Annotated in this window: 20 protein-coding genes; 8 read left to right on the plus strand and 12 right to left on the minus strand. The window is 71.5% G+C overall.

The annotated features are described in order from the left end of the window. The first annotated feature begins 124 nt into the window (after positions 1-124). Positions 125-733, plus strand: a complete 609-nt coding sequence (locus tag PV789_RS25515) for a YceI family protein (RefSeq protein ID WP_274974902.1) — start codon at positions 125-127, stop codon at positions 731-733. A gap of 58 nt (positions 734-791) precedes the next feature. Here PV789_RS25515 and PV789_RS25520 read toward each other — a convergent pair whose 3' ends face one another. The 3 genes from PV789_RS25520 to PV789_RS25530 all read right to left on the minus strand — a co-directional run bounded on the left by PV789_RS25520 (position 792) and on the right by PV789_RS25530 (position 3425). Continuing rightward, entirely contained in the window at positions 792-1697 is a 906-nt protein-coding gene (locus PV789_RS25520) for a ribokinase (protein ID WP_274974903.1), read from the minus strand. Further along, positions 1694-2521 carry an exodeoxyribonuclease III gene (locus PV789_RS25525; RefSeq protein ID WP_274974904.1) on the minus strand — a complete coding sequence of 276 codons (828 nt, stop codon included), beginning with the start codon at positions 2519-2521 and terminating at the stop codon, positions 1694-1696. The genes PV789_RS25520 and PV789_RS25525 overlap by 4 nt, the downstream gene beginning before the upstream one ends. Before the next feature lie 133 nt (positions 2522-2654). Continuing rightward, the gene (locus PV789_RS25530; protein ID WP_274974905.1) at positions 2655-3425 is read right to left on the minus strand and encodes a DUF1963 domain-containing protein; all 771 of its coding nucleotides are present in this window, start codon (positions 3423-3425) and stop codon (positions 2655-2657) included. 369 nt (positions 3426-3794) lie between these two features. Here PV789_RS25530 and PV789_RS25535 point away from each other — a divergent pair, with 369 nt between their 5' ends. Further along, positions 3795-5036: a winged helix-turn-helix domain-containing protein gene (locus PV789_RS25535; RefSeq protein ID WP_274974906.1), complete on the plus strand. Its 1242-nt coding sequence runs from the start codon at positions 3795-3797 to the stop codon at positions 5034-5036. On the opposite strand, the gene PV789_RS25540 is transcribed toward PV789_RS25535, so the two are convergent. The 3 genes from PV789_RS25540 to PV789_RS25550 form a co-directional block, all read right to left on the minus strand. Then, the gene (locus PV789_RS25540) at positions 5014-5439 is read right to left on the minus strand and encodes a type II toxin-antitoxin system VapC family toxin (RefSeq protein WP_274974907.1); all 426 of its coding nucleotides are present in this window, start codon (positions 5437-5439) and stop codon (positions 5014-5016) included. The genes PV789_RS25535 and PV789_RS25540 overlap by 23 nt on opposite strands. A 16-nt stretch (positions 5440-5455) precedes the next feature. Next, positions 5456-5698: an AbrB/MazE/SpoVT family DNA-binding domain-containing protein gene (locus PV789_RS25545; RefSeq protein ID WP_274974908.1), complete on the minus strand. Its 243-nt coding sequence runs from the start codon at positions 5696-5698 to the stop codon at positions 5456-5458. A gap of 391 nt (positions 5699-6089) precedes the next feature. Next, on the minus strand, positions 6090-7232 hold the full coding sequence (locus PV789_RS25550; protein ID WP_274974909.1) for an acetyl-CoA C-acetyltransferase: 1143 nt from the start codon (positions 7230-7232) through the stop codon (positions 6090-6092). A 394-nt stretch (positions 7233-7626) separates the two neighbouring features. On the opposite strand from PV789_RS25550, the gene PV789_RS25555 reads away from it, so the two are divergent. Next, positions 7627-9237, plus strand: a complete 1611-nt coding sequence (locus PV789_RS25555; RefSeq protein ID WP_274974910.1) for a transposase — start codon at positions 7627-7629, stop codon at positions 9235-9237. Between the two features lie 100 nt (positions 9238-9337). Here PV789_RS25555 and PV789_RS25560 read toward each other — a convergent pair whose 3' ends face one another. Next, the gene (locus tag PV789_RS25560; RefSeq protein WP_274974911.1) at positions 9338-9784 is read right to left on the minus strand and encodes a MerR family transcriptional regulator; all 447 of its coding nucleotides are present in this window, start codon (positions 9782-9784) and stop codon (positions 9338-9340) included. A gap of 82 nt (positions 9785-9866) precedes the next feature. Between PV789_RS25560 and PV789_RS25565 the strand changes: the two genes are divergently transcribed. After that, positions 9867-10703, plus strand: a complete 837-nt coding sequence (locus tag PV789_RS25565; RefSeq protein WP_274974912.1) for an SDR family oxidoreductase — start codon at positions 9867-9869, stop codon at positions 10701-10703. A gap of 161 nt (positions 10704-10864) precedes the next feature. On the opposite strand, the gene PV789_RS25570 is transcribed toward PV789_RS25565, so the two are convergent. Next, complete coding sequence (locus PV789_RS25570; protein WP_274974913.1) at positions 10865-12895, minus strand: MDR family MFS transporter; 2031 nt, start codon at positions 12893-12895, stop codon at positions 10865-10867. 223 nt (positions 12896-13118) lie between these two features. Here PV789_RS25570 and PV789_RS25575 point away from each other — a divergent pair, with 223 nt between their 5' ends. Beyond that, a complete protein-coding gene (locus PV789_RS25575) occupies positions 13119-14261 on the plus strand; it encodes an acyl-CoA dehydrogenase family protein (RefSeq protein WP_274974914.1) in 1143 nt (380 codons plus the stop codon). 36 nt (positions 14262-14297) lie between these two features. Next, positions 14298-14465 carry a hypothetical protein gene (locus PV789_RS25580; protein ID WP_274974915.1) on the plus strand — a complete coding sequence of 56 codons (168 nt, stop codon included), beginning with the start codon at positions 14298-14300 and terminating at the stop codon, positions 14463-14465. Positions 14466-14714: 249 nt separating this feature from the next. Here the strand turns inward: PV789_RS25580 and PV789_RS25585 are convergent, their stop codons facing one another. The 4 genes from PV789_RS25585 to PV789_RS25600 all read right to left on the minus strand — a co-directional run bounded on the left by PV789_RS25585 (position 14715) and on the right by PV789_RS25600 (position 22392). Further along, a complete protein-coding gene (locus PV789_RS25585) occupies positions 14715-17012 on the minus strand; it encodes a SpoIIE family protein phosphatase (RefSeq protein WP_274974916.1) in 2298 nt (765 codons plus the stop codon). Positions 17013-17164: 152 nt separating this feature from the next. After that, positions 17165-17866, minus strand: coding sequence for an iron-dependent transcriptional repressor DtxR (locus PV789_RS25590; protein WP_017563554.1), 702 nt, complete (start codon positions 17864-17866; stop codon positions 17165-17167). 386 nt (positions 17867-18252) lie between these two features. After that, the gene (gene pdxH, locus PV789_RS25595) at positions 18253-18906 is read right to left on the minus strand and encodes a pyridoxamine 5'-phosphate oxidase (RefSeq protein ID WP_274974917.1); all 654 of its coding nucleotides are present in this window, start codon (positions 18904-18906) and stop codon (positions 18253-18255) included. 51 nt (positions 18907-18957) lie between these two features. Next, positions 18958-22392, minus strand: a complete 3435-nt coding sequence (locus tag PV789_RS25600; RefSeq protein WP_274974918.1) for an ABC transporter substrate-binding protein — start codon at positions 22390-22392, stop codon at positions 18958-18960. A 227-nt stretch (positions 22393-22619) separates the two neighbouring features. On the opposite strand from PV789_RS25600, the gene serC reads away from it, so the two are divergent. Continuing rightward, entirely contained in the window at positions 22620-23750 is a 1131-nt protein-coding gene (serC, locus tag PV789_RS25605; protein WP_274974919.1) for a phosphoserine transaminase, read from the plus strand. A gap of 92 nt (positions 23751-23842) precedes the next feature. Further along, positions 23843-24844 (plus strand): glycerophosphodiester phosphodiesterase family protein, encoded by a 1002-nt coding sequence (locus PV789_RS25610; protein WP_274974920.1) that lies wholly within the window; start codon positions 23843-23845, stop codon positions 24842-24844. Positions 24845-24847: the final 3 nt, after the last annotated feature.

The raw sequence follows: 24847 nt of genomic DNA on the forward strand, positions 1-24847 counted from the left end.
CGTGCGCGGCCACCGAGTCGAAGATCTCGCCCCCCACCGGGCCGGAACTCCGTTCCCCGTCCGGGCGTCAGATCTAAAGTATGTGGACAAAAGCCTCAGATAAGACAAAAGGGAGAAATCGGTAATGACAACCGCCCCCGCGGAGGTCGGTCCCGGACCCGGCACCTGGTACCTCGACCCGCTGCACTCCAGCCTGATCTTCGTCGCCCACTACCTGCGCTTCGGCCGGGTCCAGGGCACGTTCGGCCAGGCCTGGGGCCGCGTCGCCGTCGCCGAGGAGCCCGAACGGTCCGCGGTGGAGGTCGTCCTCGACGCCGCCAGCGTCAACACCGGCGTGGGCGCGCGCGACGCCCACCTGCGCTCCCCCGACTTCCTGGACGTGGACCACCACCCCGAGCTGCGCTTCGTCTCCACCGGGCTGGAAGCGGGCGGGCGCAACCCCAACGCCTTCCGCCTGCACGGCGACCTGACCATCCACGGCACGACCGTGCCCACCGTGCTGGACGCCCAGTGGGTGGGCGAGGCCCCGGACTACGCCTCCCCCGAGGACACCCACGGCCACTTCTTCTCCGCCACCACCCGGATCCGCCTCTCGGACTTCGGCGTGGGCGACGGCGGGCCGGTGCCCTGGGGAGGCCGCATGGTCGGCGACACCGTGGACATCGTGCTGGAGGTGCGCCTCCAGAACCAGGACCCCGCCCCCTTCCTCCGGCAGATCGGGCACGCGCCCTGAGGAGCGCGTGCCCGACCGGCCGGGACCCCGCGCAAGCCGGGGAGGGGCGGCGGCGGACTCAGCCGCCCAGCAGCGCCTCGACCTCGTCCCGGGAGGCCATCGACGAACTGGCGCCGTGCCGCTGGACCGAGAGCGCGGCCGCCGCGGCGGCGAACCGCATGGCCTCCTCCGGCGTGCGGCCCTCAGCGCGGGCGACCGCGAACGACCCGCAGAAGACGTCCCCGGCCGCCGTGGTGTCCACCGCCTCCACCCGGCGCGCGGGAACGTGCAGCGGCTCTTCCCCTCTGCGGCCGTGGAGCGATCCGTCCTCGCCCAGGGTCAGCAGCACCTCCGGAACCAGCTCCAGCAGCGCGGCCAGAGCCTCGCGCGGCTCGGCGCGGCCGGTGATCGCGGCCGCCTCGTGCTGGTTGGGCACCAGGACGTCCACCGACTCCAGGAGTTCGGCGGGCAGCTCGCGCGCGGGAGCCGGGGTCAGGTAGACCGGGACGCCCAGCTCGCGGCCGGCGCGCGCGGCCGAGACCACCGCCTCCATGGGCAGTTCGAGCTGGAGCAGCAGGGCGGCGCTTCCCCCGATGATCCCGGGGTCGCCCGCGGCCACGCCGGTGACCTCGCCGTTGGCCCCGGGCACGACGATGATCGAGTTGCCGCCCCCGCCGTCCACGACGATGTGCGCCACCCCCGACGCCCCGGGCACCGTGCGCAGCCCGGACACGTCGATGCCGCTGCCGACGAGGTTGGCGCGCAGGTCCTCCCCGAAGGAGTCCTCGCCCACCGCGCCGAGGAAGGCCACGTCGGCCCCGGCCCTGGCCGCGGCCACGGCCTGGTTGGCGCCCTTGCCGCCGGGCACCTGGCGAAAGGCCGTGCCCGTGACGGTCTCCCCGCTGGCGGGAACCTGTTCGACGTAGGCGACCAGGTCCATGTTGACGCTGCCGAAGACCGCCACGCGCGGCGCCGCGGCACTCACTTGGCCGCCTCCCTGGCCACGGCCCCGCCGCCGTCGCCGTCCAGGCCCACGATGACCGGGGCGTGGTCGGAGGCGCCCTTGCCCTTGCGCTCCTCGCGGTCGATGCTCGCGCCGCTGACGCGGTCGCGCAGCGCCGGGGAGGCGAGCACGAAGTCGATGCGCATGCCCCTGCGCTTGGGGAAGGCCAGGCCCTTGTAGTCCCAGTAGGTGTACACGCCGGGGCCGGGGGTGTGGGCGCGCACGACCTCGTCGAACCCGGCGCCGACCAGCTTGTCGAAAGCCACCCGCTCGGGCTCGGTGACGTGGGTGCTGCCCTCGAAGGCGGCCATGTCCCACACGTCCTCGTCGCGCGGGGCGATGTTGAAGTCGCCGACGTAGGCGATCTGGGCGTCGGGGTCGGCGGCCAGGCTGGCGGCGCCCGCCTCGCGCAGCGCCTCCAGCCAGCGGAGCTTGTAGGCGTAGTGGGGGTGGTCGACCTCGCGCCCGTTGGGCACGTACAGGCTCCACACCTGCACGCCCCCGCAGGTGGCGCCGATGGCGCGGGCCTCGGCCTCCTCGGGGTCGCCGTAGCCGGGCTGGCCGGGGAAGCCGATCCGCACGTCCTCCAGGCCGACGCGGGAGGCGATCGCGACCCCGTTCCACTGGGACAGGCCGTGGTGGGCCACCTCGTAGCCGCGGTCGGTGAGGACCGAGGCGGGGAACTGGTCGTCCCGGGCCTTGGTCTCCTGGATAGCGAGGACGTCGACGTCGCTCCGGTCCAGCCAGGCGCCGATCCGCTCGGCCCTGGCCCGGGCACTGTTCACATTCCATGTCGCGATACGCACAGCAGAAGGCTAGGCCATGGCGGCGACGGGACCGGCCTCGCCGGGGAGGCGGCCCCGCGTGTCCGCGACCGCGAGCGCGGGCCCGCCGGGACCGCGCGGAGCGGACCGCGCCGCCGCGGCGGCCGCGCGACCGTCAGGGGTGGGAGCCCAGCACCCCGCCCACCGCCTTCGTGAAGTCCATCGCCTCCAGGTCGTGGCGGTACATGACCCACACCGCGTACCCGGTCCAGCCGGGGGCGCCGAACATCTCGTAGCGGGCCTGGGCCAGCAGCACGCGCTCCCCTCCGTCCCGCTCGTAGTCGGCCGGGGTCTGGACGAAGGGCGGGTCCTGCGGCGAGTAGGCGTACCCGCCCAGGATCAGGTCGGACCGGCGCACGTGCTCCGCACGGTCGTACTGCTCCAACCGGTGCTCCCGGTAGACCCGCTCGGTGTCCCCGTCCGCGACGACGGCGCCGTCGACACCCGTCGGCATGCTCCAGGCCGACCGGGCGTAGAGGGGGTACGGGTCCGTGTGGGGTGTGCCCTCCTCGGGGGTGCGTTCGGTCGCGGCCGCCCCCGCGGGGACGTGGACCACGGCGCCGTCGCCCGCGGACCCCTCCGGGTCGCGCCGGTTGGCGAAGAACAGCAGATGGCCGTCCTGCGGCAGCGGGAGGTCGAGCACGTCCCGGGGCAGGGCCGCGCAGTCCACGGAGGCGATGAGGTCCGGGAAGCCGCTCCAGTCGACGTCCGGGGGCAGGACGGGACGGCCGCCGTACCGCCCGGCGAGGACCCCGCCGCCCCCGTCCGCGGGGCCCAGCCCGATCTGGGGGCGGGCCAGGCGCAGGGCCGTGTCGACGGCGTGGTCGGGTACGCCGTTCCGGCGGGCCGAGTCGCGGTACTCCTCGAAACTGTCCATGGCGGACATGCTGTCGCATCGGGGGGACATCCCGCCGCGCGGGCGGGCCCGCGACCGGGAAGGGGATAACAGCCCTGTGGACAACGGGAACGCGGGGTCCCCGACGGGGACAATGCGAGGAGGCGACCGTTCGTGCCCCGCTCCTCGGGGGCGCGGGGCACGGGGACGGTCGTGGCCCCGGTGCGGCCGTCCTCCGCACCGGGGCGTGCGCGACTCCCGGCACGTGCCCGGTGGTTCTTGTCGCGTTCTGTTGGACGGCTCTCCACCCCCGGAGGTTCGCATTGGGTCAAAGGTTTTTCGGCGCTCCCCGCCGGTCCGGCGCACGGGCCCCGCGGCCCGGGAGGGCGGACTGTCGTCGGTCGGGGTTACGGTGGCGCAATGGCAGAACCGCACCCCCGCCGCGACGCGGAACTCTCCCTCTCCCAGGCGCGCAGGATCGCGCTCGCCGCACAGGGGTTCAGCGACCCCCGGCCCGCCGGGAAGCCGACCCTGGCCCACCTGGCGCGGGTGGTGCGCCGGGTGGGCATCCTCCAGATCGACAGCGTGAACGTGCTGGCCCGCAGCCAGTACCTGCCGGTCTTCGCGCGCATGGGCGCCTACGACACCGCCCTGCTGGACCGGGCGACCACCTCCGCGACCGGTTCGGGGGCCGCGCGGCTGGTGGAGTGCTGGGCGCACGAGGCCAGCCTGGTGCCGCCCTCCACCCGCCAGCTCATGCGCCACCGGATGGAGCGCAACCGCGCCCAGGAGCGCGTGGGGTGGATGGACCGCATCCGGGAGGAGAAGCCCGAGCTGGTCAAGGCGGTGCTGGAGGAGGTGGTGCGGATCGGCCCGGCCAGCGCCCGGCAGGTGGAGGCGGGGCTGGCGCACGACGTGCCGCGCGCCAAGGACCACTGGGGGTGGAACTGGTCCGAGGTCAAGAGGTGCCTGGAGTACCTGTTCTGGGTCGGCGACCTGACCTCCAACGGGCGCAACGCGCAGTTCGAGCGGCTCTACGACCTGCCCGAGCGGGTGCTGCCGCCGGAGGTGTACGCGGCGCCGGAGACCACCCCGGAGGAGGCGCACCGGGAGCTGGTGTCGATCGCCGCCCGCGCGCACGGGGTGGCCACCGAGGCGTGCCTGCGCGACTACTTCCGGCTCAAGTCCACCGAGTCCCGGGCGGCCGTCTCCGACCTGGTGGAGGCGGGCGAGCTGGTGCCGGTGCGGGTGCGGGGCTGGGACCGCACGGCCTACCTGCACCGGGACGCCCGGGTGCCGCGCAGCGTGCGGGCGCGGGCGCTGCTGAGCCCGTTCGACTCGCTGGTGTGGACGCGCGACCGGGCGGAGGAGCTGTTCGGGTTCCGGTACCGGCTGGAGATCTACGTGCCCGCCGCCAAGCGGGTGCACGGCTACTACGTGCTGCCGTTCCTGCTGGGCGAGGACCTGGTGGCGCGGGTGGACCTCAAGGCGGACCGCGCCTCGGGGACCCTGCTGGCGCAGCGGATCACACTGGAGGACGACGCGCCCGCCGAGACGCTGCCCGAACTGGTCGAGCAGCTGACCGAGATGGCCGCCTGGCTGGGCCTGTCCAACGGCGTCGGCGGCCCGGCGCTGGAATCTAGTTCGGTGAAACGAGCTTGACCGTGGGGAAGTAGGTCCGGAACCTGCGGGCGTCCCGACTCAGGAGTTGGAAGCCGCTGACAGCGGCGTGAGCACCGATGTAGAAGTCGTGCAGCGGTGTGGTCTTGTTCCCGCCCTGTTTGCGGTACTGGAGATGGGCCTTCCCCGCGAGGAAGGCCGCCTCCCAGGGCAGGGGTGCACGGACGAAGTCGTCGGTGAGTTCCTGATCGAGTTCCTCGATCCGGCTGAAACGTACGGACACCTCAGCGTAGATAAGGGGATTGATCACCAAAGGGCCCTGATCCGCCGCCTCCTCCAGCGCCCTGGTCGACCATTCCGCCCAGACCGGGTCCTCGGTGAAGACGTCCAGCAGCACGTTGGCGTCGACGAGGGTGACCGTCGGCTCCTCGTGGGAAGGAGCCACGCACGACACTTCGGCCTCATCCCTCGTCATCATCGTCTCCCCTGGTCAGGGCCATGATCTGATCGGTGGACAGCGCGACGTCACCCTTGCCTCGGAGGCGGTCGACGAGACGTCGCCCTCGAGAACGCGTGGACGCTGAACGGACGACTCGGGCGCCCGTACCGTCCAGGACGAACTCGACCTCGTCCCCTGGTTTGAGTCCCAGGCTCCTGCGCACCTCGACGGGGATGGTGACCTGACCCTTTTCGGTGATTCTCATGAGACCAGGGTAATACCTCGTTGGTATTACCCCAGGGCTTTCGATCCCGCTCCTCCGACGCGGTCTCCGCTGGGGAGCTGCCGCGACCGGATGCGCGACGTGCCCTGTCGAACGCTTCTCTGCTGGGACGTGTCCGAGGCGTCCCCGAGGAATCGAGGAGCCCCGCCTGGGCGAGCTTCGCGCGAATCACCCGCGCCTCTCCGGTCACGGGTTCGGGGTCGGCCGCGGTGCTCAGCACATGTGTCATGTACTCGTTCATACTGACGCCACGACATTCTGCCATGCGCCTCACACGCTGGACCAGCGCGTTCTCCGCCCTCCGCGTGACCTGCTCCATGGAAAGAGCCTGTGTGCTCGCATGCGAGCACACAGGCTTCCGAGCCGGGAAAGTTCAGACCCGCTCGATGATGGTGACGTTGGCCTGGCCGCCGCCCTCGCACATGGTCTGGAGGCCGTAGCGGCCGCCGGTGCGGTGCAGCTCGCCGACCAGCTTGGCCATGAGCACGGTGCCGGTGGCGCCCAGCGGGTGGCCTAGGGCGATGGCGCCGCCGTTGGGGTTGACCTTGGCCGGGTCCGCGCCCAGCTCCTGGATCCAGGACATCGGCACCGGCGCGAAGGCCTCGTTGATCTCGGTGACGTCGATGTCGTCGATGCCCAGGCCCGCCTTCTCCAGGGCGACGCGGGTCGCCGGAATGGGCGCGGTGAGCATGTACACGGGGTCGTCGCCCACCAGCGAGAGCTGCACGATCCGGGCCAGCGGGGTCAGGCCGTGCCGCTCGACCGCACGCTCGGAGGCGATCAGGACCGCGCCCGCGCCGACGGAGATCTGGCTGGCCACGGCGGCGGTGAGCGCCCAGCCCTCGCGCAGCGGCTTCAGGCCCGCCATCTTCTCCAAGGTGGTGTCGGGGCGCACGCCCTCGTCGCGCTCCACCCCGGCCAGGGGGGCGATCTGCTCGTCGAAGTGGCCCGCCTCCAGCGCCCGGGCCGCGCGCCGGTGGCTCTCCAGCGCGAACTCCTCCAGTTGCTCGCGCTCGAAGCCCCACTTCTCGCACATGAGCTGGGCGCCGCGGAACTGGGAGATCTCCTGGTGGCCGTAGCGCTCGACCCATCCGTCGCCGTACAGGCCGAGCCCGTTGTCGAGGGCGTACTGGACGTTGGCCCCCATGGGCACCATGCCCATGTTCTCCACACCCGAGGCCACGACGAGGTCCTGGGTGCCGGACATGACGCCCTGGGCGGCGAAGTGGACGGCCTGCTGGGAGGAGCCGCACTGGCGGTCGATGGTGACGCCGGGGACGGACTCCGGGAGGCCCGCGGAGAGCCAGGCGGTGCGGGCCAGGTCGAGCGCCTGCGGCCCGACCTGGCTGACGCAGCCCATGATGACGTCCTCGACCGCGGCCGGGTCCACCCCGGTCCGGGAGACGAGTTCCCTGAGCACGTGCGCGCCCAGGTCCGCCGGGTGCACGGCGGCCAGGGCGCCCTTCCTGGTGCCGACGGGGGTGCGTACTGCGCCGACGATGTATGCCTCGGCCACGGGGTCCTCCAAGGGCCTGGATGACGGTTATGAACCGAACTGTATTCGGTTTCTCGGATCCGGCAAGCCCCCGCCCCCGGGAACCGGAGTTCGCACCGGTTGTCCACAGACGGTGATCAGGGGTGTCCCGAGCCGGTGTCGCGGTGGTTTCCTGGAAGTAGGGGGTTGTTAGCTGTTGGATCGAAAGGCCACTCAAGCGCACACGAGAGCGCAGGAGTGATCATGTGCTGCTGTCGGAAAGCGGTGTGTGGTGTGTGCCCCCGCCCCGGTGGACGGTCCGCCGATAAAATTCCGTCGGAGGAGTTCGCTGATTCTCCGGACAAGCGCCCCCGGTCCTGGCTACGGTCGTATCGAACACAACGACGAAATCGGCAGGGTCAGGAGGCGAGGCGAGATGGCAGGTACCGGCACGCGGCGGTTGCGGACCCTCGCCGACCCGTTCCTGGTCCCCGCGCCGACCGGGGTGAGTGTGCGTGACCGGCTCAAGGGCCTGACCCCTGAGGACGAAGCGGTACTGCGGGCGGTGGGCGCACACCTGGGATCGCTCGCCTCCACAGACCTGGCCGCCCGATCCGCGCACGGCACCGGCCACGGCAAGGACTCCTGGGCCGCCCGCAAACGGGAGCTGACCCCTGAGTCCTCGTCGCGGTGGGCCGGAGCCATGACCAAGGCCTCCAACGAGCAGTGGGCGCTGGCCCGCCGCAGCCAGGCCGCCCACCTGCACCGCCTCCAGGCCGGGATCGACACCCTGCGCCACCGGTTGTCCCAACCCCTCGGGACCAAGGGCACCCGGGGTGTGCCGGGCGGGTACGCCTGTCGTCAGGAGTGGCACGCCAAGTCCCGACGCCTGGCCGCCCTGGAGCATCGCCATGCGGTGGCGGTGGCTGACTGGGAGGAGGGCCGTGTACGGGTGGTGCGTGGCGGCAAACGGCTGCTGCACACCCGCCACCACCTGGACCAGGCCGGACTCACCCAGGCCCAGTGGCGGGCCCGGTGGGAGGCCGCACGCTTCTTCCTCCAAGCTGATGGTGAGTCCGGCAAACGCTACGGCAACGAGACCATCCGCATCACCCCCGAGGGGCAGGTCAGTATCCGGCTGCCCGCCCCGTTAGCGGGCCTGGCTAACGCCGCGCACGGTCGGTATGTGCTCTCGGGCCGGGTGGCCTTCGCTCACCGGGGCGCGGAGTGGGCTGATCGGGTCGAGGCTGATGGGGCGGTGGCCTACCGCCTCCACCTGGATACCGGCCGGAGCCGGTGGTATGTGAGCGCGTCCTGGACCCCACAGGCGGTGCCTGCCCTGCCTCTGCAAGCGGCGCTGGCCCGCGGGGTGGTGGGGGTGGACGCCAACGCCGACCACCTGGCCGCCTGGCGGCTCGACACCCACGGCAACCCGATCGGGAACCCACACCGCTTTGAGTTCGACCTGTCCGGCAGCGCCTCCCACCGGGACGCGCAGGTACGCCATGCCCTGTCCCGGCTGCTGCGCTGGGCCACCACACACGGTGTGCGGGCCATCGCCGTGGAGGACCTGGACTTTTCTGCGGACAAGTCCCGGGAGAAGCACGGACGGCGTAAGAAGTTCCGGCAGCTGATCAGTGGTTTTCCCACCGCTCGTCTGCGCTCCCGGTTGGTGTCGATGGCCCACACCCTGGGGGTGGCGGTCATCGCCGTGGACCCCGCATACACCTCCCGGTGGGGCGCCCAACACTGGCAACGACCCCTGACCACCAAACGTAGGAAGGTCTCCCGGCACGATGCGGCCAGCATCGCGGTCGGCAGGCGCGCCCAGGGCCACCCGGTCCGGCGACGGACGGCACCGCCCCCACACCACCGGAGTGATGGTGTGGGGCATCGGACCATCCAGGCCGCACCGGGGAGTTGTGGGCGTGAGGGAAACCGCCCACCCGTCACGGAGCGTGCACACGATGCGCGTGGCCGGACGGGGCAGGAACGCGGTGACCCAGCCCATCCAGAACCGTTCGGGATGGGTGCAGTGCCAAAGTGACCCTCAGGGTCACTTCTGATCACTGTTCAGGAACGGTCCCACCCCAGGTGCGCTCCGTCATGCGCTGTCGCCCGAGGCCGTGCCACCGCACCGGGGAGCGCTACTCCGGCACCCGCGCTCCCGACACGGCGGAGCAGTCGGGCATGTCGAGCCACAGGTCGTCGCCCACGGCCTCGGCCGAGTGCTCGGCGTAGAAACGCACCTTGTTGTCGATGATGTCGAACGCCTCCTGGAGTTCGGCCACCCGGGACGCGACGGCCCGCTGGTGCTCCCTGAGGATCTCCAGCCGCTGCGGCCGTGTGCGCGGTCCCTGCCGGACGAGGTCGACGTAGTCGCGAATGCGCGGCAGCGGCATGCCGGACGAGCGCAGCTTCTTGCAGACGGTGATCCAGTCCACCTCGTCCGAGGCGAACAGCCGCCGTCCCGCACCGTCCCGTGTGACCGGGCGCAAGAACAGCTTCTCCTGCTCGTAGAAGCGCAACGTCGAGACGGACACCCCGGTCCGCTCGCTCACCGCGCCGATACCCAAGAGTTTCGTAGTGGTCATCCGCCGAATCTACAGCTTGACCTCCAGTCGACTCGAGGTCATAGCGTCTCGTATCGAACAGCCACCGATCCGAGGAACATCTATGACCACGTGGTTCATCACCGGCACGTCCACCGGGTTCGGGCGCATCATGACGGAGCGCCTGCTGGCCCGCGGCGACAGCGTCGCCGCGACGCTGCGCGACCCCCGTCTGCTCGACGGCCTGCGCGCTTCGGCGGGCGACCGGCTGTGGGTGTCCGAGCTCGACGTCACCGACCCGGTCGCCGTCGAACACGTCGTCGGCGCGGCCTTCGAGCACTTCGGCGTCATCGACGTGCTGGTCAGCAATGCCGGGTACGGCACCTTCGGTGCGGCCGAGGAGCTGAGCAGGGAGCAGATCCGCCGATCGATCGACACCAATCTCCTGGGCTCGATCGACGTGATCCGGGCGTTCATCCCCCTCCTCCGGCGTCAAGGGCACGGACGCATCCTCCAGGTGTCGTCCGCGGGCGGTCAGGCCGCGGTCCCGGGGTTCGCCGCCTACCACGCCGCCAAATGGGGTGTGGAGGGTTTCTGCGAATCCGTCACCCCCGAGCTCGCAGCCCTCGGCATCGGCATGACCATCGTGCAGCCGGGCGCGTCACCGACTCAGTTCACCCCCAGCCGTGACGACGGTTCCACCTTGGACGTCTACGATCTGGGGCCGGTGGGCGAGGTGCGCCGTGCCATCGCCGGCGGTGCGATCACCCACCCGAACGATCCGGCGAAGATCGCCGACGCGATGATCGCCTGCGCCCGGACCGAACCCGCACCGCTGCGGCTGCCGCTGGGCGCGGACGCGGAGGCCGCGCTTCGCGGCGCCTACCAGCAGCGCCTCGCCGGACTCGATGAGCAGCGGGACGCCGCCCGGTCCGTCGCGCTGGACGACGCGGCAGTGTGAGCTGAGGGGGAGTGGCGGACCGGGCACAGCGGAAAGGAACGACAGGCTGACGCCCCTCCCGCCCGGGAGGTGGACCGGCCTCCAGTCCAGGAGACGGACCGTTCCGATCCTGGGGAGCGGTCCGGCCGAACGGTACGGTCCGCTCCGGCCCCCTCCAGCACTCAGGCCCGGTGCGCGCCCCGCTCCAGGTGCCCGGCGTCCCCCTCGTCCCCCAGGACGTCGGTGGTGATCCGCTCCAGGGCGGCCACCACCTCGGGGTGCTCCTCGGGGCCGTAGTCGGCCAGCAGCGAGCGCAGCGCGGTGCGCTGGGCCTCGAAGACCCCGCGGGCGGCGGACGCGCCGCGTCGGCTCAGCTCCCAGGGCTCGCCCTCCCCCGCCAGGTAGCCCGCCTCGACCAGCTCCCGGTGGACCGGCTCCCAGTAGTCGGCTGGCAGCCCGGACATCTCCACCAGCTCCCCGGGCGAGAGCGGCCCGGTCACGCCCAGGTGGCTGAGCACCCAGCACGCGCGCGGCGAGACCTCCAGGCCCGCCGCCTCGCGCAGGCGCGCGTACATCTGGTCGGCGCCCTCCCGGCCGCAGGCCCGGAACACCTCCTTCTCCACGTGCGCGATGGCGCTGCGGCTCGCGGCGGCCACGGGAGGGATGGACTCGTCCAGGTCCGGGGAGTCGATGGTGGTGCGCAGCGGGATCTGCCGCAGGAACAGCGCCAGCACGAACCCGGCCAGGGCCACCGGGACCGCGCACAGGAAGACGGTGTCCACCGCGTCCGCGTAGGCCTGGAGGAAGGACGCCTGCGCCTGCGGGGGCAGCTGGTCCAGGCTGCGCGGGTCGCTCTCCAGCGCCGCGGGGTCCACCCCGGGCGGCAGCTGGATCTGCGCGGCCCGCTCGGCCAGGTTGGCCGCCAGCTGCCCGGAGAAGACGGCGCCGAACACCGCCGTGCCGAACGACCCCCCGATGGACCGGAAGAACGTCGCCGCCGAGGTGGCCACGCCCAGGTTCGCGTAGCTGGCGGCGTTCTGCACCACCACGACCACCACCTGCATCACCAGGCCCAGGCCCACGCCGAGGACGAAGAAGTAGAGCCCCATCTGCACCATCGAGCTCTCCGGCCCCAGCCGCGAGAGCAGGAACAGGCCGAGGGAGGTCACCGCCATCCCCACCACCGGGTAGACCTTGTAGCGGCCGGTGCGGGTGACCAGGCGACCGCTGGTGATCGAGGTCAGGAACAGACCCAGCACCATCGGCAGCAGGTGCAGCCCCGAGGCCGTGGGCGACAGGCCGTGCACGACCTGGAGGAACAGCGGCAGGAACGCCATCGACCCCATCATCGCGAAGCCCACGCAGAAGCCGATCGCCATGGCCACCACGATGGTCGGGTCGCGGAACAGGCTGAGCGGCATGACCGGGTCCGGCGCCCGCCGCGCGGACAGCCACCAGCCCACACCGAGCACCACGGCGGCGGCGCCGAGCCCGAGTACCTGCGGCGACGTCCACGGGTAGAGGCTGCCGCCCCAGGAGGCGACCAGCGTCAGGCAGATCGCGGTGGCGGCCAGCAGCACGATCCCGAAGTAGTCGATGCTCTGGCGGCCGGTCGGCTGGCGGCGCGGCAGCACCACGAGCACCGTAATGAAGGCCAGCACCCCCAGCGGCAGGTTGACGTAGAACACCCACCGCCAGGACAGGTGGTCCACGAACAGTCCGCCGAGCAGTGGACCGGCCACGCTGGAGATGCCGAACACCGCGCCGAACAGCCCCTGGTACTTGCCGCGCTCGCGGGGCGAGACGACGTCGCCGATGATGGCGGAGGCCAGCACCATGAGCCCTCCGCCGCCGATGCCCTGGACCGCGCGGAAGAGGATGAGCTGGAGCATGCTCTGGGCGATCCCGCACAGGGCCGAGCCGACCAGGAAGACGGCGATGCAGGTGAGGAAGAACTGCTTGCGGCCGAACTGGTCGCCGAGTTTGCCCCACAGCGGCGTGACGGCCGTGACCGCGAGCAGGTAGGCGGTGATCACCCAGGACAGGTGGTTGAGCCCGCCGAGTTCGGACACGATCGTGGGCAGCGCGGTGGACACGATCGTCTGGTCCAGGGCCGCCAGCAGCACGGTGAGCATCAGCGCGCTCATGATCACCGCGATCCTGCCGCCCCGGTGCTCCCTGCGCGCCCGATGCCTGGCCTCGTACTGGACCATGGCCCTCCCCTCCCCCGGCCGGGCCGCACGCGGTCCCGCCCCTCGGCTACCGGCTCCGCTGCCGCCACCCTAGGAAGCCGCGGCCCCCCGTCCGGCGGGAACCGCCGCACGGGCGCTGACGGGCACGGGAACTTTGCCGGGGCTTGGACTGTCCCCTTCAAAACCGAATTCGATTCGGTTACTGTGGCGTCACGCAGGAATCCCCGACACCCCGGAGCAGAGCATGAAGCGGGATCTCTTCGACGCCGACCACGACCTCTTCCGCGCATCGGTGGCCGAGTTCCTCAAGCGCGAGGTCACACCGCACCATCCGGAGTGGGAGAAGGACGGGATCGTGCCCCGCGGGGTGTGGACCAGGGCGGGCGAGGTCGGCCTGCTCGGCCACGGCGTGCCCGAGGAGTACGGCGGCACCGGGCTGCGGGACTTCCGCTACAACACCATCGTCAACGAGGAGATCTGCCGGGCCCGCGCCAGCGGCCTGGGCGTCACCCTCCAGAACGACGTCATGGCCCCGTACATGGTCGACCTGACCGACGACGAGCAGAAGAGGCGCTGGCTGCCGGGGTTCGCCAGCGGCGAGCTGATCACCGCCATCGCCATGACCGAGCCCGGCGCGGGCAGCGACCTCCAGGGCATCGCCACCTCGGCGGTGCGCGACGGCGACGAGTACGTCGTCAACGGTTCCAAGACCTTCATCACCAACGGCGTCAACGCCGACCTGGTGATCGTGGTCGCCCGGACCGACCCCGACGCGGGCGCGCAGGGCTTCTCGCTGATCGCGGTGGAGCGCGGCGCCCCCGGGTTCGGCCGGGGCCGCAACCTCGACAAGATCGGCATGAAGGCGCAGGACACCGCCGAGCTGTTCTTCGACGACGTGCGCGTCCCGGCGGCCAACCTCATCGGCCGGGAGGGCGGCGGGTTCGTCCACCTGATGGAGAACCTGCCCCAGGAGCGGCTGTCCATCGCCACCTGCGCGGTGGCCTCCGCCGACGCGGTGCTCCAGCACACCATCGCCTACTGCCGGGAGCGGACCGCCTTCGGCCGTCCGATTGGGCGCTTCCAGAACACCCGTTTCGTCCTGGCCGAGTTGGCCACCGAGGTGGACATCGCCCGCACCTACGTGGACCGCGGCATCGGCCTGCTCAACCGTGGTGAACTGACCGTGGAGGACGCCGCCATGGCCAAGTGGTGGACCACCGAACTGTGCAACAAGGTGATGGACCGGTGCCTCCAGCTTCACGGCGGGTACGGGTACATGATGGAATACCCGGTGGCACGGGCCTGGCAGGACACCCGCATCCAGACGATCTACGGTGGCACCACCGAGATCATGAAGGAGATCGTGGGGCGCGGCCTGGGACTGTGACCGCACAACCCCCTCCCCAGAAGGGTCGGAGCTGGAATGAGCGGTGCTTGGGACGGCCTCATCGTCATGGGCCTGCTGGTCTTGCTGCTCGTGATCGGGGTGCGCAAACTCCGGCCCCGGGTCCATATCCCGTGGACCACCAGCGGGATCGTGGTCTTCTTCGTCTTCCTGTGCCTGCTGCTGTGGGCCTGGTCCTGGCGCTAGACGGTGCTTTTCGGGGCCTCCGCTCCGCTTCGTCCCACCCGTCGCCCGCCACCACCCTCAACGGACGCTGCGCGCAGTTCCCCCACGGAGACCCGCCTCCGCCACCTCCAGAACCCCGTGGGCGTCCGGACCAACCGCCACAAGCTGGGGCCGCGGACAGACCCCGGGCATGATCCCCGCCGAAGGGACGGGCCCGGCGCGTCGCGGCGGTTCCACGACTGCGCCGGGCCCTGAGGCGGCGTCGGGACACTAGTCCTGCCCGGCCTTCTCCCCGTCCTCGGACTTCTCCCGCTCCCCGGTCTCCTCGGAGTGCATGGGCATCTCGAACCAGACCGCCTTGCCGTCCGGGGTCGGTCGCGCCCCCCACCGGGTGGCCAGCTGCTCGACCAGGTACAGGCCGCGGCCGCCCTCGTCGTCGGCGGCGGCGCTGCGGATGCGGGGCAGGCGCAGGTCGTTGTCGAAGACCTCCACCCACACCGTGTTCGCGCCCCGCCGCAGCCGCAGCAGGAACTCCTTCTCCCCCGCCTCCTCGGCGGGTTCGTCGGCCTCCTCGGCCACCGCCTCCAGCAGGTCGCTCCAGTCCTCGTCGAACTCGTCGGCCACCGCGTCGAGCGGGGTCTCGGAGTCCAGCACCCCTCCGCCGGTGAACTCGCGGTGCACCGGGTGCGGGGTGGCGTGGATGACGACGTTGGTGACGATCTCCGAGACCAGCAGGCAGGCCAGCTCGGCCTGGTCGCGGTCCACCCCCCACTCGCTGAAGGTGTGGGCCGCCATGTGGCGGGCCTCGCCCACGGTGGAGGCCTCCGAGGGGAACCAGCCCTCGCGCAGCGCCAGCTCCTCGGAGTGGGTGCGCACGACCAGCAGCGCGGTGTCGTCGTGGTGTTCGCCCGGAACACTGTGCGCGGCCGCCTCGGCGATCTGGTCCACGTCCTTGTCGGCGACCTCGGCCACCCGCTCCGACAGCAGCTCGAAGGCGCTCTCGGGGTCCGCACTGCCCCCGGCCGGACGCCGGTCCACGAGCCCGTCGGTGTACAGGACCAGGGTGGCGCCGATGGGCAGGCGCAGGTTGGCCTGGTGGTAGACCACGTCCTCGCCCGATCCGCCCTTGGCCCGCACGCCCAGCATGCGGTCGGTGACCTCCAGGTCGATCTTCTCCACCGACTCGGAGGTGACCAGCAGCGGGGGCGCGTGCCCGGCGTTGGCGTAGGACAGTTCGCGCGACCAGGCGTCGTAGACCATGTACAGGCAGCTGACGCTGGGAATCCAGGTGCCGCCCTCCTCGTCCTCCTGGCCCAGCTGGCGGACCCACTCGTCGAGTTCGCGCAGGATGTCGGCGGGCTCGCGGTCGGCCTGGGCGAAGGCGCGCAGCGCGGCGCGCAGCTGGCCCATGACGGCGGCGGCGTGCGGGCCGCGGCCCTCGACGTCGCCGATGACCAGTCCCACGCGTCCGGCGGAGAGCGGGATGGCGTCGTAGAAGTCTCCGCCGATCTGGGTCTGGACCCCGTACCCGTCGGAGCGCAGCGGCCCCGCGGGCAGGTAGCGGTGGGCCGCGGTCAGCCCGTCCAGCCGGGGCAGGCTGCTGGGCAGCAGGCTGCGCTGGAAGGCCAGCGCGGTGCTGCGCTCCTGCTCGAACAGGCGGGCGTTGTCGATGGCCAGGGCCACCCGGGAGGCGATGGCGCCGACGAGGTCGCGGTCGAAGCCCCCGTAGGTGCTCTTCTGCCGCGGTGAGAGCCCGGACAGCGCCAGGGTGAGCACGCCCAGCACCTCGCCGCGGGCCCGCAGCGGGGCGGCGATGGCGGAGGTGACGCCGACCTGGCGCGAGACCTGGTCGGAGCGCGTGCTGGGCGAGTTCTCGAACAGGTACTCGCTGCTGACCACCGTCTCCAGGCGGCGCAGGGCCTGGGTGACGAAGTGGCGTTCGGGGTAGCGGACCTCGTCGCCGACCTCGAACCAGGTGCGCGGCGGGGGCGTCCACCCCTCGGCGTGCACCGACACCTGTCTGACCAGGCGGTCGCGGTCGTAGAGGTCGATGAAGCAGTGGTCGGCGAACTGCGGCACGAGGATGCCCGCGACCCCCCTGACCGTGGAGTCGAACTCCAGCGAGCTGGTCAGGCGGCTGCCGATGCGCTCCAGCAGGCCGTACTGCTCCTCCACCCGTCCGCTGCGCAGCGCCTCCCTGGCGATCAGGGTGATGCCGTCGATCTCGCCGGACTCGTCGCGCATGGGCACGGCCTGGGCGCGCACGTGGATCCAGGTCGAGTCGCCCCGGAGCACGGCGAAGGTGCCCTCCCACGGCTCCCCTCGCAGGACGCGCCGGGCCAGCTGGGAGGCGTGCTCGCGGTCGGACTCGTGGATGCCGATGTCGAGCAGGGAGAGGCCGACGTAGTCGCGACCGCCCACGAACCCGAACAGCTCGCGCGCGAAGGGGTTCCAGTAGCGCAGGAGGCTCGCGCGGTCGATGACGACGATGGCGATCTGTGCCTGGTCCGCCACGGCGGCCGCGGCGAGCGCGTCGCCCTTGGGGAAGGGCTCACCCCACCGTGTCATCTAGCCGCCACCTCGCCGTCATGAGCTGCATACATGCCCGCTCCGGGTACCCCGAACGACCGCACCTTGGGGCGAGCGTAGCAACACCGTCAACGTTCCCGCAGCGCAATGTGACAATCCTGATGAGCAACCAATCAACGCGTCCGTACGGTTCACGGCTTGGCGACGAAGATGTGCCCGGCGACGAGCGCCGAGAGCTCGGTTTCCCCGGTCTCACCGTCGATCACGCGGACCCCGTCGTCAGAGGCTCGCAAGACCACTTCCTGTCCCGGTTGTACCCCGGATCGGCGCAAGGTGAGCATGATGTCGGCGTCCGACTGGATCTGCTCGCTGATACGCCGCACGGTGACCGTCGTCTCGCTGTTCCCGGCGACGTCGATCATCGGGACGATGGAGTCGTCGGTGAAGGGCTCGGGGGAGTAGTCCTCCAGGCCCAGCTCGTCCAGGCCCGGGATCGGGTTGCCGTGCGGGCAGACCGAGGGGGCGTTGAGCAGCGTGACCAGACGCTCCTCCACGGCCTCGGAGATGACGTGCTCCCAGCGGCAGGCCTCGATGTGCACGTCCTCCCAGGGGAGTCCGATGACGTCCACGAGCAGGCGCTCGGCGAGCCGGTGCTTGCGCATGACGTGGGTGGCCAGACGGCGCCCCTCGGCGGTCATGACCAGGTGCCTGTCGTTCTCCACCCGCAGCAGGCCGTCGCGCTCCATGCGGGCCACGGTCTGGCTCACCGTGGGGCCGCTCTGGTGCAGGCGTTCGGCGATACGGGCCCGAAGCGGGACGATGCCCTCCTCTTCGAGCTCGAAGACCGTACGGAGGTACATCTCCGTGGTGTCGATCAGCCCGTGTGCGGTCAAGTCTCCCCTCCCAAGGCTCTGTGCCCGGCGCGCGGTCACGACGGGCACGGCGGGTCTCTCACAACACAGGCCGGGGCGACGTGATTCCCAGGGGCCGGGTGGGGACCGGGGCGTCCGCAGGACCGCGGGAGCGACCACCGATACACGCAAGCATATCGCGGCGCGGGGCGCCCGGATTTCTGCCCGGTCTCACGATGCGGATACGTTCTGCCCCGCGCCGCAAGGGCACTTGGTCACGCCGACGGGGGCCTTCCAGCCCACCGCGTACGCCGGAGGGGTGCCGGGTCGTCGCTCACCTGCGGGAACGGTCTCCCGAACTCGCGTACGAAGCGGCCAAGATCACTCCCGGGAGCGGCGCGGCGCGAGCGCGTCACCCGACGGCCCGGTCAGGGGGCCAGGCGCTCGACGCTCCAGGAGCCGTCCGGCTCGCGCAGGTAGCGGAACCGGTCGTGCATGCGGTCGGCGCCGCCCTGCCAGAACTCCACCTCGCTCGGCACGAGCCGGAAGCCGCCCCAGTAGGCGGGCCGGGGGATCTCCTCCTCGGCGGCCCAGACCGTGTCGAACTCCCGGTAGAGCCGGTCGAGCTCGGCCCGGTCCGCCACCGGCCGCGACTGGCGCTCGCTGGCCCAGGCGCCCAGCTGGGAGCCGCGCGGGCGCGAGGCGAAGTAGCGGTCGTTCTCCTCGTCGCTGAGCCGCTCCACCCGTCCGGCCAGCAGGACCTGGCGCCGGACGGCGTGCCAGGGGAAGACCGCGCTGGCGCGCGGGTCGGCCTCCAGGGCCAGCCCCTTGCGCGAGGTGTAGTTGGTGAAGAAGCGCAGTCCCGTGCTGTCGTAGCCCTTCATCAGCACGGTGCGGGCGCGGGGCATGCCCGAGGGCTCGACGGACGCCAGGACCATGGCGTTGGGTTCGGCCAGCCCGGAGTCGTAGGCCTCGTCGAACCACAGGTGGAACTGCGTCATGGGGTGGTCGGCGAGCCCGGAGCGCCCCAGGGGCGCACCCAGGTACGGTTTGCGCAGTTCGGCGGGGTCTTGGTGGTCCACACGGGGCATCCTCTCGCGTCGTGTGCCGCGCGCGCCACCCGGACCCGCGCGTCAGGCGCACGCCGGTCCGGGGTCGACCGTGCCCGTGCTGACCTGGCCGCAGGCGGCGATCACGTGCTGGCGCTCGCCGTCCGAGCCGAGCGGGCCGACCACGACGAGCTGGACCATGCGGTCGCGGTACCAGTTGCCCTCGGAGGGCTCCCCGAAGCCGAGGTAGCCGGAGACGGCGGACAGGTTGTGCGTGCCCTGGATGTTCTCCACGAGCCCCTGCTGCTCCTGCTCGTACCCGGCATCGGTGCCCAGGAACGGCGAGGGCCGCTCGGTGGGCGCGGCAGAGGCCGTCTGGGTACCGGTGTCCTCGGGTAGGGAGCGGGGGATGCCGCGCAGCGCCCGCGAGAAGACTCTGAACGCGTCGTGGGCGACGGCCGCGTGGGCGATCGAGGGCATGCCGCCGTCGGCCGCCACGGCTTCGGCCTCGGTCCCCTGCTCCCGCTCCTCCTCGGTCTCCTCGTCCCCCTCCTCGCCGCCGTAGAGCTCCTGGATGAGGAGGTCGGCCTCGGCGTAGAAGGCGCGCTCGCTGCTCCGCGTGTACTGGCTCCAGGCGCCGCTGGCCGCGAGTGGGGTGTAGAAGACGGGGTACCCGGAGGCGTGGCCGAGCGTCTCGGCGTGGTCGGTGACGAACTTGGCGATGTCGTCTCCACCGATGATGTCGGCCCCGGCCTCCACGCACATCCCCTCCTCCTGGAGCTGGTTGTGGAAGTCCATGAAGTCGGTGGAGCGGCCCGCGAAGTAGATGACGTCGGGCGGGTCCTCGGCGCACACCCTCGCCAGCTGGTCCGCCTGGCTGAGGCCGCCGTCCTGGTAGGGCAGCACGCCGGGGAAGGTCCCGGTGCCGCCGTTGGCGAGGGTGATGGGGCGCGGTTCCCCGTCGCCCTCCCAAGGCTGACCGCCCAGTGCGCGGAAGGCTGACATGAACCGCACCGCCAGATGGGGGCCGTAGCTCTCCCCCTGCTGGTTGTTGGCGATGGCCACGGCGGTGCGGGCGGGTCCCAACGACGGGGGTTCCTGCCCCTCGACCAGTTCGTTTCCCGTCCACGGCACGCCGCGGTAGGCCCACAGGGCGGCCTGTTCGGCCATACGGGTGTTGGAGGGTGCCACGGGGAAGAAGTACTGGCTGTACTTGCCGGAGGTCTCCATGGCCACGTCGTCGAAGGTGGCGGTGGTGCTGATCATGGGGATCCGGGCGCCGCTGAGGACGCGGACGGCCTCGGTGTTGGGCTGGACGCTGTCGCCGAATCCGAGGGCGGCCACGGGCCGGTCCATACCCCGCCCTTCGTCCTGGGCTCGTTCGACGATCATCTCGGCGGTTTCGCGCGCGTACCGCCAGTTCTCGCCGGTGTTGGTGATGAGGATCTTGATACGGGGCAGGGAGCCGTCACCCGAGGCATTGTGCTCCGCCTGCTGGTGGGCCAGGCCCAGCAGCTCGCCCTGGACCCCCGACAGGGACAGGTCGCTGTTCCCGGTCGCGCTGAGCTGGGCGACGTAGGCGAGGGTGACGTGGTTCCCATCGTCCTCGTCGACCTGCTCGTTCTGTTCGTGGATGCGCTCGGTGACCTCGCGCAGGCGCTCGTGGAAGACGAACGCCCCGAAGGTCACCCCGACGCAGTCCTCGCCGTGCCGTTCGACGCCCGGAGGCGTCACGACCCAGCCCGACCCGCACGAGTTGTAACCCTCAGCCATGGCCGGGCCGCCCAGCCAAACCGCCAGGACGGCGGCGGCGGTGAGCCCGGCGGTCACCGCCGCGATGTTCCTGGTGATCAACGCAGCCGTGCGCACGGTCACCGGCTCCGGTGCGTGCGGGCTGTCCCAGTCCGAAGGCGCAACCGGGATCCGCTGGGTGAGCAGTCGGGAGCGGCCCAGCACCCCGGAGGCGTGGCGCTCGCGCAGCCACCGCGACACCGCGTCGTGAGGTCGGCGGCCATTCTCGGACTCGGGCAGCTTGGGATAGCGGGAGGCGTCCACCCCGTCGTTGACCAGCGGCCGGGTGCCGTGGGCGCGCACCTGGACGACGAGCAGGGGGTCCGGGAAGCCTCGGCGCAGCCGCTCGTCCTCGATGAGACGGACCAGGTAGCGGCCGACCCGATCGAGGCGGTACTGGTCCACGAGGAGCACGGGGCGTTGGTGGCGACCGCGGCGCAGGGGGAACGGGCGGCGCCCCGGAGCTCCGCCATGGGTGTGCGCGAGGTCGTCGAGGAAGGCGTTGACCACGAGCCGGTGGATGCCGGGCGGGCGCTCCACGCGCGGATGTTCGGCGTCGTCGGCCCCGGGGTCGCGGACGAGGCGTCCGGTGAGGTGTTGGCGGTTGAGCAGGTTGAGGACGTGGACGCCACGTTCGCGGTGGTTGCGTGCGACCGGCTGTTTGCTGTCGCGGGCGGCCTGGGTGTCCACCACGTACCGGTGGTGGTTGAGCCAGTGGTAAGGGTGCCAGGGCAGGACGACGAAGAGGAAGAGGCAGGTGTAGACGACGGCCAGTACGAGGCCGATGCCCACGATGACCAGGTTGTTGATGGACTGGAGCATCGTGTTGGCGACGGCAGCGGTACCCCAGAGAGCGGTCGCGACCAGGAGGAGGGCGCTGAGGAACTTGACCCAGAAGTCCACGGGGGCGGCCACCCGGTTGTTGGCCTTGTCGAAGTCCACGTGTTCCGGCAGGCCGGCGACCTTGACCGCGACCCAGTGGAAGGCCCGGTCGTAGAACCCGCGCAGACCCGGGCGCGGATAGCGGCCCTTCGTCGCCCGGTCGTCCTCCCGTTCCGCTCCCCCGCCGTGTTCGAGCTTGGCCCGTCTGAGCGCGGCACCGACGTGGATCTGCGCCCTGAGGCTGGCTTCGAGGTCGGCCCCATCCTGGCTCACCTCCTCGCCCGATGCCTCTGAGCGAATGGTCCCGAGCCTGCACACGCGCAGCCACAGCAGGGAGCGCAGCCGGGCGAAGCGGGGCCAGGGCGGGGGCATCCATCCGCGCTTCTCGGCAGACTCCTCGGCGGGCTCCTTGCCGGACTCCTTGGCGGCCTTCGCTGCGTCGGCCTCGGCCAGGAGGCCCGACACCAGGTCGTAGAGCTCCTCGGTGGTGGCGTAGGCCTCGTGCGCCCGGGGCCACTCCTCGGGCTCGGGGCCTCCGGACGAGCGCAGGGGCAGCCGCCAGACCGGCTGGTCGCCGCAGCGCTCGGTGAGCACATTCAGCAGCTTCTCGCGGTCGGCGCCCTCCTCCAGCTCCAAGTCGAGTACGGGCGGTGGTTCGGCCACGTCGCCGCGCTGGACGCCGCCGCGGTTGCCGACCCGGAGCCTGCGTGCGGCCCGCCGCTCCATCCTGCCCATGAGGCGGGCATCGCTCCGCGTCGGGCGCAGGCGCAGGGCGTCGAAGACCCGCAGGAAAGCGCTGCTCTCATTGAGGTGGTCGGTCTCGGGGACGGTCCTGCTGTCGGCCACGTGTGGGCACCCCTCCGCGTCGCGCGCTGTGTGCTGGCGTTCCCCCCGAAACTCCTCCTATAAGACCGCACTCCTAGCGGAAAGTGCACCCGTGTTAACCGAAATGCCACTGTCCTATACCGGCCAGAACCTTTGGGAACGTGACATAGCGTCCGCTCCCCCGCGTCATTTCGGGCGTCCCAAGAGCGGCCCTGACCGGCCCCGCCGCCTCAGCCGCCACTACGCTGGTGGGCGTGACCGACGAGATTCAGATCCCCGCGAACCTGCTGCCCTCCGACGGCCGTTTCGGCAGTGGCCCGTCCAAAGTCCGCCCCGCCCAGATCGAGGCCCTGGCCGCCTCCGGCTCCCGCTACATGGGCACCTCCCACCGGCAGAAGCCGGTCAAGTCCCTGGTCTCCCGGGTGCGCGCCGGGGTGAGTGAGCTGTTCTCCCTCCCCGACGGCTACGAGGTGGTCCTGGGCAACGGCGGCACCACCGCCTTCTGGGACATCGCCGCGCACGGCCTGCTGCGCGAGAAGTCCCAGCACCTGTCCTTCGGAGAGTTCTCCAGCAAGTTCGCGAAGGTCGCCAAGGGCGCGCCCTGGCTCCAGGAGCCCACCGTCATCAGCACCGACCCGGGCAGCCACGGCGAGCCCGTGGCCGAGGCCGGCGTGGACGTGTACGCGCTGACCCACAACGAGACGTCCACCGGTGTGGCCGCGCCCATCAGGCGCGTGGCGGGCGCCGACGAGGACGCGCTCGTCCTGGTGGACGCCACCAGCGGCGCGGGCGGCCTACCGGTCGACATCGCCGAGACCGACGTCTACTACTTCGCGCCGCAGAAGAGCTTCGCCGCCGACGGCGGGCTGTGGCTGGCCGTCATGTCGCCCCGGGCCCTGGCCCGCGTGGAGGAGATCGCGGCGAGCGGCCGCTACGTGCCGGAGTTCTTCTCGCTGCCCACGGCGGTCGACAACTCCCGCAAGGACCAGACCTACAACACCCCGGCCGTCGCCACGCTGCTGCTGCTCGCCGAGCAGCTGGAGTGGATGAACGGCCAGGGCGGCCTGGAGTGGACCGTGGCGCGCACCGCCGAGTCCTCCTCGGTCCTCTACGACTGGGCGGAGAAGTCGCCGGTCGCAACGCCGTTCGTCACCGACCCGGCCAAGCGCTCGCAGGTGGTCGGCACCATCGACTTCAGCGACGACGTGGACGCCGCCGCGGTGGCCAGGGTCCTGCGCGCCAACGGCGTGGTCGACACCGAGCCCTACCGCAAGCTGGGCCGCAACCAGCTGCGCGTGGCCATGTTCCCGGCGATCGACCCGGACGACGTGCGCGCGCTCACCGAGTGCGTGGACCACGTGCTCACCGAGCTGTCCTGAACCGTTCGCCCCGCGTTGCACAATGGAGGCCGACCCGCGTCGGGTCGGCCTCCCCCTTTTCCCGGCATCTCGCTTCTCAGGACGGTTCGGCTGTGCGCAGGAACAAGAAGGAACCCCCCATCAAGATCATCTCGCACCGCGGTGCGTCGGGGCACCGCCCCGAGCACACGCTGGCCTCCTACGAGCTGGGGGCCCGGCACGGCGGCGACTTCATCGAGATGGACCTGGTCTCGACCAGGGACGGGAGGCTGGTCTGCCGCCACGAGCAGGAGATCGGCGGGACCACGGACGTGGCCGAGCACCCCGAGTTCGCCGACCGGCGCACCACGCGCACCGTCGACGGGCGCGAGGTGACCGGGTTCTTCGCCCAGGACTTCACGCTGGAGGAGATCCGGACCCTGCGCGCGGTGGAGCGCCTCAAGGACGTGCGCGCGGACAACGCCGTGATGGACGGGACCTACGGGATCCCGACCCTGGAGGAGGTCGTCGAGCTGGCGCTGGCGCTGACCAAGGAGCTGGGCCGCCCGATCGGGATCTACCCCGAGACCAAGCACCCCGCCTACCACGAGGCGCAGGGCCTGGAGCTGGAGCCGGTGCTGATCGAGGCCCTGCGCGGGGCGGGGCTGACGGGCCCGGAGCCGCTGGTGCCGGTGTTCCTCCAGTCCTTCGAGGCCGAGAGCCTGCGCAAGCTGGCCGTGACGGAGCTGCCGCTGGTCTACCTCATGGGCGCCGAGGAGCACTGGCTGCACCACACGACGCCGGACGGCCTGGCCGAGGTGGCGACGTTCGCGCACGCCATCGGCCCGGCCAAGAGCCTGGTCGTGCCCGTCGAGGACGGGGTGCCCGGGGAGCCGACCGACCTGGTGGAGAACGCGCACGCGGCCGGGCTCCTGGTGCACCCGTACACGTTCCGCAGCGAGAACCACTTCCTCCCCGCGGAGTTGAGGTCGGAAGGCGGGCCGGGCGACTACGGGTCCTTCGCCGCCGAGTACGAGGCCTTCTTCGAGGCCGGGGTGGACGGCGTGTTCACCGACTTCTCCCGGCACGCCTTCCTGGCGCGCGAGCACTTCCTGGACCCGCAGCCCGAGGGGTAGGGG

It is taken from the genome of Nocardiopsis camelliae (assembly GCF_028993595.1).
Lineage (GTDB): Bacteria > Actinomycetota > Actinomycetes > Streptosporangiales > Streptosporangiaceae > Nocardiopsis > Nocardiopsis dassonvillei.